This window comes from Convivina intestini (assembly GCF_003096575.1).
Lineage (GTDB): Bacteria > Bacillota > Bacilli > Lactobacillales > Lactobacillaceae > Convivina > Convivina intestini.
On sequence record NZ_QEKT01000006.1, the window covers coordinates 57197 to 68848 of the forward strand.

General features: G+C 42.6%; 7 protein-coding genes and 1 riboswitch. All 7 genes read right to left on the minus strand.

The features are described 5' to 3' along the window. Nucleotides 1-130: 130 nt before the first annotated feature. The 7 genes from C7384_RS05720 to C7384_RS05750 all read right to left on the minus strand — a co-directional run bounded on the left by C7384_RS05720 (nucleotide 131) and on the right by C7384_RS05750 (nucleotide 11624). Nucleotides 131-589: a hypothetical protein gene (locus C7384_RS05720; RefSeq protein ID WP_089938968.1), complete on the minus strand. Its 459-nt coding sequence runs from the start codon at nucleotides 587-589 to the stop codon at nucleotides 131-133. A 32-nt stretch (nucleotides 590-621) separates the two neighbouring features. Continuing rightward, nucleotides 622-1068: a hypothetical protein gene (locus tag C7384_RS05725; protein ID WP_089938970.1), complete on the minus strand. Its 447-nt coding sequence runs from the start codon at nucleotides 1066-1068 to the stop codon at nucleotides 622-624. Between the two features lie 84 nt (nucleotides 1069-1152). After that, the gene (gene rpoC, locus C7384_RS05730) at nucleotides 1153-4815 is read right to left on the minus strand and encodes a DNA-directed RNA polymerase subunit beta' (protein WP_089938971.1); all 3663 of its coding nucleotides are present in this window, start codon (nucleotides 4813-4815) and stop codon (nucleotides 1153-1155) included. Nucleotides 4816-4836: 21 nt separating this feature from the next. Then, on the minus strand, nucleotides 4837-8457 hold the full coding sequence (gene rpoB, locus C7384_RS05735; RefSeq protein WP_089938973.1) for a DNA-directed RNA polymerase subunit beta: 3621 nt from the start codon (nucleotides 8455-8457) through the stop codon (nucleotides 4837-4839). Nucleotides 8458-8691: 234 nt separating this feature from the next. After that, a complete protein-coding gene (locus tag C7384_RS05740; RefSeq protein WP_089938975.1) occupies nucleotides 8692-9270 on the minus strand; it encodes a TetR/AcrR family transcriptional regulator in 579 nt (192 codons plus the stop codon). A gap of 84 nt (nucleotides 9271-9354) precedes the next feature. Beyond that, on the minus strand, nucleotides 9355-10785 hold the full coding sequence (locus C7384_RS05745) for an amino acid permease (protein ID WP_089938977.1): 1431 nt from the start codon (nucleotides 10783-10785) through the stop codon (nucleotides 9355-9357). Between the two features lie 66 nt (nucleotides 10786-10851). After that, nucleotides 10852-11020, minus strand: a riboswitch (Lysine riboswitch). Nucleotides 11021-11039: 19 nt separating this feature from the next. After that, on the minus strand, nucleotides 11040-11624 hold the full coding sequence (locus C7384_RS05750) for a hypothetical protein (protein ID WP_133240785.1): 585 nt from the start codon (nucleotides 11622-11624) through the stop codon (nucleotides 11040-11042). Nucleotides 11625-11652: the final 28 nt, after the last annotated feature.

An 11652-nucleotide genomic window follows, 5' to 3' on the forward strand; every position in this document is an offset into this window, starting at 1 on the left:
TTTAATTATACGCATTCTGCAATTAATTGCGTAACAAGTTATTAGTTTCCTTAAATGAACAAGTATTACTTTAAATTATTTTCACAAGATTAATAACAGTTTTGGCATGGACGCCCACTTTTGGGCATAGCTAACCTCTATTTATTAAAATTTTAGCTTTGAACCAATAATAAAATTGCACAAGAGAATATCCTAACAAAATAGCAAATACCATTTGAAAGGACACACTCATTAAACAAGTATCTGCCCAATATAATCGAAAAATGATAAATAATACACCGGTAAAAATTAATGATTGTAGCCATTTAGACCAAGTCGCGACTTGATATTGGTAATTAGGCATTTGACGCGGAAAGCGACGGTAACGTAGTTGCGCTTCAATTGGTGTAAATAGCCACATGAAGTATAACCCCATCGTGATTTGTCTGCCATCTAAGCGGTTTTCGTTCCAATAGCTCAACGGTTTCTGGTAAAAATAGGTCTCTATCATAAATACCATAATTAATGGCAGTAACGATATAATCCAAACCTGCCATGGTTTTAGGTTCTTAATCCAAGCTATCCAATTTATCTTAGCTACTTCTCTCATAACTAGTACCTCCAAATTGGTCAAAGACATTGTTATTCATCTTTTTTATTGATCACTCGGGCTAGTAACCACCGATGAAACCACATAGCTGCAAAGCCAATAATAGTTGCAAAGGCAATCTTAGATGATATATCAGCCAAATACTGTGGTCGCCATATAAGCAGTGAAGCAACAAAAAATGCACCGGCAAAGAGCAAGGCCTGTCCCCACTGATACCAAGTCGTCACTTGATATTGAAATCGAGGTTTATTATACGGAAAAGCGCGGTAGGCCAATTGTTCCCCTGCTGGCGAGAAACTCCAGAGAAAATAAGTGGCTAATACAATCTGCTGCCAATTAAGTTGGCGATAATCACTGCTATTACCTTGAAACATTATCAATAATACAATCACTAGAAAAGTAACTGAAATCGCTAAAGCCTGCTGCCGTTTTAGTTTTTTAATCCAACCAATCCAACGAATAGTTACTATCTTATCCATCTCTCCACCTCTTTTTCTTAAGTCTACTCTCCCCTAAAAAGAAGAACAATAAAAAAATACCAGCTTGCGCTGGTATTTTCGAACTTACTGATTAGAATCCATTGATTGGGCAACATCATCCAAACTAGGAATATCCTCAATGCCTTCTTCCTCTGGGTTGGCAACAACTTCACCAATCACCTTTGGCTTGATACGACGGTATTCAGACATACCAGTTCCGGCTGGGATAATCTTTCCAATAATAACGTTTTCCTTAAGTCCAACTAACGGATCGTTCTTTCCACGGATAGCTGCATCCGTCAAGACACGAGTTGTTTCCTGGAAGGAAGCCGCAGACAAGAATGAATTAGTTTCCAAGGCAGCCTTAGTAATTCCTAACAAGACTGGCCGAGCTGTAGCAGGTACTTTACCAGCAAGTAATGCTGGTTCGTTGGCCCGCTTAAAGTCAGCAATATCCATCAAAGTACCTGGCAACAAATCAGTTTGACCAGGATCCATGATGCGAATCTTACGCAACATTTGACGAATCATAACTTCGATATGCTTATCAGAAACTTCAATTCCCTGTAAACGGTAAACTTTTTGGATTTCTGACAACATGTAAGACTCAGTTGTCAAAGTATCAGTTACAGCAAGCAATTCCTTAGGATCAATTGGTCCTTCGTTGATTGCTTCCCCACGCTTGATTTGGTCCCCTTCACCAAAACGCATCCGAGCAGTCAATGGCAAAGTATAGGTACGAGTATCCGTTTCCCCTTCGATTGTGACTGACTTAATCCGTTCTGCAGGATTTTCTTCAATTGTGGTAATTTGTCCGGTAACTTCTGAAATTTCAGCACGTCCCTTAGGAATACGTGCTTCAACAATTTCTTGCACACGAGGCAAACCTTGCGTGATATCGTTTCCACCGGCAACACCACCCGTGTGGAAGTTACGCATGGTTAGTTGGGTACCAGGTTCTCCAATTGACTGAGCAGCGACTGTTCCAACGGCTTCTCCAACTTCGACTTCTTCACCAGTAGCCAAGTTACGACCGTAATCAAGAACAGAAACACCGTGTTCAGTTGTTGAAGTAAAGACAGAACGAATAGTTACTTCTTCAATGCCAGCATTCACAATATGACGAGCGGCATCTTCATGAATCATTTCGTTACGAGCAACAATCTTTTCACCAGTTTCTGGGTCAAAGACAGACTTCATGGCATAACGACCAACAATTCGATCATACAAAGGCTCAACCACTGAATTGCCATCCATAATGGCGCGAACAGCAACGCCACGGTCAGATCCGTTATCAAACTCACGTACAATAACATCTTGAGCCACATCAACCAAACGACGAGTTAAGTAACCTGAGTTGGCTGTCTTTAAGGCCGTATCAGACATTCCCTTACGAGCACCGTGGGTTGAGATAAACATTTCCATAACAGTCAAACCATCACGGAAGTTAGAGGTAACTGGCAATTCGATAATCTTACCACCAGGTCCAGCCATCAAACCACGCATTCCAGCCAACTGCACGAAGTTAGAGATGTTACCACGAGCACCAGAGTCCTGCATCATAAAGATTGGGTTAGTTGGATCAAAGGTCTCAATCAATTCGTCTTGAATGATGTCCTTAGCCTTACTCCAAATATCAATGACCCGCTGATAACGCTCAGCATCGGTAATCAAACCGCGACGGAACTGCTTAGTCACTGTGGCAACTTGATTATGGGCATCCTCTAAGATTTGTGGCTTATCGGCTAGCTCGGTAACATCCGTCATAGCCACAGTCAAACCAGACTTAGTTGAAATATCATAACCCAAGTCCTTCATCCGATCCAACAATAGGGATGTTTCAGTCACCTTATAACGCTTATATACTTCAGCGATAATATCGGACAAGAACCCTTTTCTAAATGGTGCTACAATTTCACGATCTTTAAGGTATTCATGAATGTCTTCTCCTGGCTCCATAAAGAAGTCATCGGAGATACCCTTAAAGTTATCATCTGAAGGTTCGTTAATATATGGGAAATCACTTGGCAAAATCTCGTTAAAGAGTAATTTACCAACTGCAGTTACCATAATCTTACCGCGTTGTTCTTCGGTAAATGGCTTGTCAGCCGGGAATGATGAAGTTTGAATTCCGACACGAGTATGGTAGTGAACAATCTTGTTTTCATAAGCAAGGCGAGCTTCGTCAACCGAGCTAAAGATCATTCCTTCGCCTTCACGACCAGCTTCTTCAGTCGTTAGATAGTAGTTTCCAATAACCATATCCTGAGATGGGGCCACGATTGGCTTTCCATCCTTAGGCGCCAAAATGTGTCCGGCCGCCAACATGAGCAAGCGGGCTTCTGCTTGGGCCTCATCAGACAAAGGTACGTGAATAGCCATCTGATCACCATCGAAATCGGCGTTATAGGCCTCGGTAACCAATGGGTGCAGACGCATTGCCTTACCAGAAACCAAGACTGGCTCAAAGGCCTGAATTCCCAAACGGTGAAGGGTAGGTGCTCGGTTTAGCAAAACCGGGTGTTCCTTGATGACGTCTTCTAAGACATCCATCACATCTTCGTCAGCACGATCAATCTTACGCTTAGCCGACTTCACATTGCCAGCAAGCTTGCGCTTCGTCAATTCCTTCATGATGAAAGGACGGAATAATTCAATCGCCATTGGACGAGGAAGTCCCATTTGGTTCATCTTCAAGAATGGTCCCACATCAATAACTGAACGACCAGAATAATCAACACGCTTACCCAGCAAGTTTTGACGGAAACGTCCTTGCTTTCCCTTCAGCATGTGTGAAAGAGACTTCAATGGACGATTTCCAGGTCCAGCAACTGGACGACCACGGCGCCCGTTATCCATCAAGGCATCAACGGCTTCTTGCAACATCCGCTTTTCGTTTTGAACGATGATACCAGGAGCATTCAAGTCAAACAAACGCTTCAAACGGTTGTTTCGGTTAATTACTCGGCGGTACAAATCATTCAAATCAGAAGTCGCAAAACGACCACCTTCCAATTGAACCATTGGCCGTAAGTCAGGTGGAATAACTGGAATAACTTCCATAACCATCCACTCCGGCTTGTTATCAGAATGCAAAAAGGCTTCAATAATGTCTAGACGACGAACGGCACGCACACGCTTTTGACCAGTCGCTTCTTGTAATTCCTTTTTCAAGGCATCAGCTTCACCGGCCAAGTCAACATCAGCCAAAAGCTCTTTAATTGCTTCAGCTCCCATGCCGGCCTTGAACTTAGCACCGTATTCTTTTTTAAGATCACGGTATTCACGTTCCGTTAGTAAACGCTTCTTTTCTACGGGAGCATCCCCAGGATCAACGACTACGTATGAGGCAAAATAGATAATTTCTTCCAAAGAACGAGGACTCATATCCAAAACAAGTCCCATTCGAGAAGGAATACCCTTGAAGTACCAAATATGCGTAACTGGTGCTGCTAGTTCAATGTGACCCATGCGTTCACGACGAACCTTAGAAGAAGTAACTTCAACGCCACAGCGATCACAAACAATTCCCTTATAACGGATTCGCTTGTACTTACCACAGGCACACTCATAATCCTTAGTTGGGCCAAAGATTCGCTCATCAAAGAGCCCATCTTTTTCAGGCTTAAGTGTTCGATAGTTAATGGTTTCAGGCTTTTTAACCTCACCATGGGACCAATCATGAATCTGATCCGGTGAAGCCAAACCGATTTGCATACTTTCGAACTTATTTACATCGATTGCCATCTATTGGGTACCTTTCTTTAATTATTGTTGATCATCATCAGTTAAAGGAGCGGGTTGGTCACTAGCAACTTTGGTGAAGGCTGCCTTAACCTCTTCATCTTCCTTGTTTAATAGCTCTGGATTACTCCGGGCCAACTTTTCTAGCGCATCAACTGGCAAAACAGAATCATCTTCATCCATTTGCTTTAATTCAACTGCTGATCCTTCTTGATCAAGCACACGCATATCCAAACCAAGAGCTTGCAATTCCTTAACCAACACTCGGAATGACTCTGGCACACCGGGACGTGGAATTGGCTCACCCTTAATGATTGATTCATAAACCTTAACACGACCAGCAACATCATCTGACTTGTAAGTCAAAATTTCTTGCAAGGTGTAGGCGGCACCGTAGGCTTCCAAAGCCCAAACTTCCATTTCACCAAAACGCTGGCCACCAAACTGAGCTTTACCACCCAAAGGCTGTTGCGTAACAAGTGAGTAAGGTCCAATTGAACGAGCGTGAATCTTATCGTCAACCATGTGGGCCAACTTCATATAGTGCATAACCCCAACGGCCACACGCTTATCAAAGGCTTCTCCAGTCCGGCCGTCATAAACGACTGACTTTCCATCAGCTGGCAAACCAGCTTCTTGCAAAGCTTCTTCGATTTCATCATCGCTGGCACCATCAAAGACTGGTGAAGCAACGTGGATACCTAACTTCTTAGCAGCAAATCCCAAGTGAAGTTCCAAAACCTGCCCAATGTTCATACGAGAAGGGACACCCATGGGTGACAATAGGATGTCAATTGGGGTTCCATCAGGCATATATGGCATATCTTCTTCTGGCACAACCACAGAAACAGTTCCCTTGTTTCCGTGACGACCGGCCATCTTATCACCGACTTGAATCTTACGCTTTTGGGCAATATAAACTCGAACCATCATGTTGACACCCGGTGCCAATTCATCTCCATTTTCAGGAGTATAGATCCGAACACTTTGGACGACACCGCCACCACCGTGTGGTACATGGAGGGAAGTATCACGAACTTCACGAGCCTTTTCACCAAAGATTGCGTGCAACAAACGTTCTTCAGCAGATAGATCAGTAACACCCTTTGGTGTTACTTTACCAACCAAAATATCACCATCGTGAACTTCAGCTCCGACACGGATAATACCATTTTCATCCAAATCCTTAAGCTGTTCTTCACCAGTGTTAGGAATTTCACGGGTAATTTCTTCCGGTCCTAATTTGGTATCACGCGCCTCTGAATCATATTCTTCGATGTGAATTGATGTATAAACATCTTCACGAACTAGACGTTCGTTCAAGATGATGGCATCTTCGAAGTTATATCCTTGCCAAGTCATAAAAGCGATTAATGGGTTTTGACCCAAGGCTAATTCACCTAATTCCATGGAAGGTCCATCAGCCAATACCTGATCAGCATCAACTTGTTCGCCGACCTTAACAATTGGCTTTTGGTTATAGTTCTTACCACCGTTTGAACGGCGGAATTTCATTAATTCATAGGTGTCTAATTGACCATCTTCGCGACGAACACGAATTTGACGAGCATCGACGTACTCAACTTCACCATCCGCCTTAGCAATCAAAGCAGCACCAGAATCGTGAGCGGCCTTATATTCAACACCAGTTCCCACAATTGGGGAATGTGGGTCAAGCAAAGGAACGGCCTGACGCTGCATGTTGGCACCCATCAAGGCCCGGTTAGAATCATCGTTTTCCAAGAAAGGAATAACGGCAGTACCAACTGAGACAACCTGCTTAGGCGAAACATCGACATAATCAATCTTTTCAACTGGCGTTTCGATGTTTTCTTCACCAAAACGAGCCATGGCAGTTGAATGCACGAAACTACCATCATCTTCCAACTCCGTGTTGGCTTGGGCCACGATGTAGTTATCTTCTTCATCAGCCGTTAGGTAATCAATTCGGTCAGTAACCTTGTGAGTACCCCAATCAACACGACGGTATGGTGTCTCAATGAAACCATACTTATTAATGCGACCGTAAGTTGCCAAAGAGTTAATCAACCCAATGTTAGGACCTTCGGGTGTTTCAATTGGGTCAATTCGGCCATAGTGCGTATAGTGAACATCTCGAACTTCAACCCCAGCTCGATCACGAGTCAAACCACCAGGTCCTAAGGCTGACAAACGACGCTTGTGGTTCATTTCACCCAAGGGATTCGTCTGATCCATAAACTGTGAAAGCTGTGAAGAACCAAAGAATTCCTTAACGGCAGCCACAACTGGACGAATATTAATCAGTTGTTGTGGAGTTACCGTGCTGGCATCTTGAATTGACATACGTTCGCGAACAACACGTTCCATACGAGTCAAACCAATGCGGAATTGGTTTTGTAGCAATTCACCAACTGAACGAATCCGACGATTACCCAAATGATCAATATCATCAACTTGTCCAACCCCTTCTTGTAGGTTCAAGAAGTAGTTGATACCAGCCAAAATATCAGCTGGACGGACAGTATGGTCGTCTTCTGGGATATGACCATTACCAATCAAGAGCAAAGTCTTCTCTGGATTTTCAGGAGATTCAATTTTAATCTTTTGCAAGATAACAGGATCCTGCAAAACGGCATCCCCACTTGGAGTATAAGTGACTGTCTTAAAGTCTTCACGGTCCAAATAAGGCGCCAACTTCGACATAACCGTCTTATCAACTAGCGTACCCTTTTCGGCAATGATTTCACCCGAATCAGGATCAGCCAAAGTTTCGGCCAAAGTTTCGTTTAGTAAGCGAGTCTTCAATGACAACTTCTTGTTAATCTTATACCGACCAACTGGTGCCAAATCATAACGCTTAGGATCAAAGAAACGGGCAACTAACAAAGCACGTGATGAATCAGCTGTCTTAGGTTCGCCGGGACGTAGTCGCTCGTAAATGTCCTTCAAGGCTTCTTCAACACGAGAGTCAGACATGTTTTTGTGCACGTCTTTTTCCAAAGTCATGTTCAAAGCATCATACTGGTCAGAGAAGATGTCAACGATATCTGAATCAGAACCAAAGCCAAGGGCCCGGACCAATTCAGTCATCAAAAGCTTACGAGTTCGGTCAATACGAACGTTAGCGATTCCCTTTGCATCGGTCTCGTATTCCAACCAAGCACCACGGTTCGGAATTACAGTAGTACCGTAGTGTGGACGACCATTTTTATCAGTCTCTTGGTTGTAATAAATTCCAGGTGAACGTACTAACTGAGAAACGATTACTCGTTCTGCTCCGTTAATAATGAAAGTTCCCTGTTCAGTCATCAATGGGAAATCACCAAAGAAAACATCTTGAGACTTAATTTCACCAGTTTCATGGTTAGTTAAACGCAAAGTTACGTGTAATGGGGCTGAATAATTGGCATCGTGTTCACGTGCCTCATCAATATTGTACTTAGGCTCCATTAACTTATAATCAACGTATTCTAATGAAAGATTTCCTTGGAAATCATCAATAGGCATAATGTCGTTAAACATTTCCTTGATTCCTTCATCCAGGAACCACTGGTAAGAAGCTAATTGCACCTCAATCAAGTTAGGTATATCCAGCACTTCTTTAATGCTGGCATACGACCGACGGGTACGATTTTTACCATACTTTACTAAATGTCCTGCCACACTTGTCACCTCATTTATTTTTTGCCGTGTTGTAATATTACATTTTGGTTACAAAATAACTTTTTCGCCTATTTTAAAAGGCTCAAAGACACAAAAAAAGCAATCGTCGCTCTTTCCGAAGCTAACGTTTGCCTTCAATATAATGGGATTACGGACAATAGATCGTAAAACCCGTATTTATTCACGGTGTTACTTCCATAATCATACTCGAAAAAACCTATAAATACAAGCCTTTTAGCGAGCTACCCCATACAATATTAAATTAAGTAATTGCTGAATTTGTTCTTTACGACTCTGCTGCGGTTTTAAAGAATGAAAGGTCGAAAACAGCGGTGCCAAACTCGTAATGTAAAACGAGCTAGCAGTATGGGCATCGACATTTTCATGTAGTTTCACCGCCCCGCTAGCAAAAAAAGCTTCAATCGGCGCCACGTAATTCCGCCCAAAAGTCATCCCCAAAACCCGCTGATTATCGGCCGATAGCGAAGGAAAGCTTCCGTGAATAAGTGTGAAAACATCACGTGGGTGGCGAGTTAAAATGGCCTGGGTCATATCAACAAGTTGATCAACTGGGTCGGAATAAGTTTGATCCAATACTGCCCACATTTCACGGCCAATTTGACTACCAACGGCACGAATCACTTCCACAAACAGCGCTTCCTTGTCACCAAAGTAATGATAAAGGGCTGGTTGACTGATATCTAAAATTTTAGCAATTTGACGAGTTGAAGTCTGATCATAACCGTTACTCAAAAAAAGATCAGTTGCTGCTCCTAAAATTCGATCGCGGGTCTCCTCGTGTAAAACCGTCATATTGATGACTCCCCTTACTAATCTGTTTTATTTTTAAACCTATATAAAAAAGAATGGTTAGAACCATTCTTAAATTATACTACATTAATCCAAGTCCACGTCCTTTAACTTGATAACCTTGGAATGCTTCACCAATTTGTAACCAACGTAAGGAATGATAAAGAGCGGTACTGACAAATAGGTTATAGCGATTTTTTCAAAATCAAAACTAGTAAAACTTTGCGGATCTTGGCCAATGATAACCCCGATTGAAACGACAAAGGCAAAGATTGGACCAAACGGGAACCACTTAGCACGATACTTTAGCTGGTTTAAATCGCGCCCCTGCGCGACATAAGCGCGGCGGAACCGGAAATGAGAAACGGCAATCCCAACCCAAGCAATGAAACCAGTCAAACCAGAAGCATTAACCAACCAAGTATAGGCGACTGATCCCCCCTTTAAGTTAGACAAGAAGGCAAACAAACCAACCATTGAAGTTAGCACTAAGGCTGCAACAGGCACCCCTCGTGTAGAAAGCTTAGCAAAGATTTTAGGTGCCTCACCTTTATGAGCTAAAGCATACAGCATCCGGGTTGAAGCATAAGAGCCTGAGTTAGCCGCTGAGATAATCGAAGTTAGAATAACCGCGTTCATCAAGCTGGCTGCAAAAGCAATACCAGCATTTTCAAAGACGATCGTAAAGGGTGAAACTGAAATATTCTGAGTTGAAGCACTCAGCAAATCTGGATTTTTGTAATATACTAAGGCACTAATCACAAAAATCGAGCAGATATAAAACAGTAGGATTCGCCAGAAAACTTGATGAATGGCCTTGGGAACGGCCTTACTTGGATCTTTAGCTTCTCCAGCTGTAATCCCAATTAATTCTGTCCCTTGAAAAGAAAAACCGGCTACGACAAAGACCGAAAGAACCGCTTGCCAGCCACCAACAAACCCATGATTACCGGCCGAAAGGTTTTTGATTACGTTAACATCGGAGTGAATAATACCAAAAATAGTCATAACTCCGACAATTAAGAAGGCCACAATTGTTACTACTTTCACCATGGACAACCAGTACTCAGCCTCACCAAAAACGCCCACTGAGAATAGATTAATCAAAAAAACCAACAGAAGCGCTAAGGCTGAAAAAATCCAAGAGGGTACATTTGGAAACCAGAATTGTGAAACCAAACCAACAGCCACAATATCAACCGCTAGGGTAATGGCCCAATTAAACCAATAATTCCACCCAAGGGCAAAGCCCAAAGCTGGATCAACATATTTACTGGCATAATCAGCAAAAGAACCAGAGGTGGGGGAATAAGTCGCCATCTCACCTAAACTAGTCATCAAAAAGTAAACCATAATACCAATGGCAATATAGGCGACAATCGCCCCCATTGGTCCAGCTTGGGCAATACTGGCACCAGAAGCCACAAATAATCCGGTTCCAATCGAACCACCCAAGGCAATCATTGATACATGACGGGTTTTTAAATTACGTTTAATACCATTATTTTCGTCTGCCATTTTATCCTCTCCAATAAAAAGGCTCCCTTCCAGAACGAAAGAGAGCCTCGGCGGTATATTCGCCAAAAGTGCCAAAGCGCATCGCAAATCACGACAGTCTGATGACTCTTAATCATCAGCCCAAGTAACTACCTACCAAGTGAGCTACCTTCGGCAACCGCCCCTTTCATTAAGCTTCTAAGCCGTGGTTGGCTCTGCTTAATTACTGATGTTGGTCGCGACCTCTCTGTATATCGGTCTTATACTACCACATCCTACAAGCCACCGTCAATTTGTAATACTTTTTGCCAATGGTTTGCAAAGTGAAGATATAACCGACGTGTCATTTGCCACCAAGTATAAGCCAGTAAACCAGCTGCTAAACCACCGGATAAAAGAGCATAGCCTTGATTAATCTGTGATAAAAGCTGAAAGAACCAAAATATCATCCCCATCCAATGTAATAAATGATAGGTAATTGGTCGACGACAACGAGGTCGAACGGCCAAGTGGTAACTAGATAACCAATAATATAACCATAAAGTTAGCAACAGATCAGGAAAGTTCCCCTCAATTGCGAGACCATGATCCCAACTCAGATCAATTAACAAAAACCAAAATAAGTTAATGACTATTAAAGATAGAAAACTAATTATCCAAAAATTAGCCCCTAACTGATATTTTTGATAGCGCAGCCAGACAAATAGGACAATCACTAATATGGCTAGCAGCCACCAATGATTCAAAAAAGCCCCTAAGTGCAAAAACAATCCAAACTTTCCTTGTAGGCTAACTTGAACAATGAACGTAACTAAGCTATCAAAAGCCCGCACATCCAAAAATTGGAAACGAACTGCCATAGATAAAAATATAAAAGCAATTCCTGCC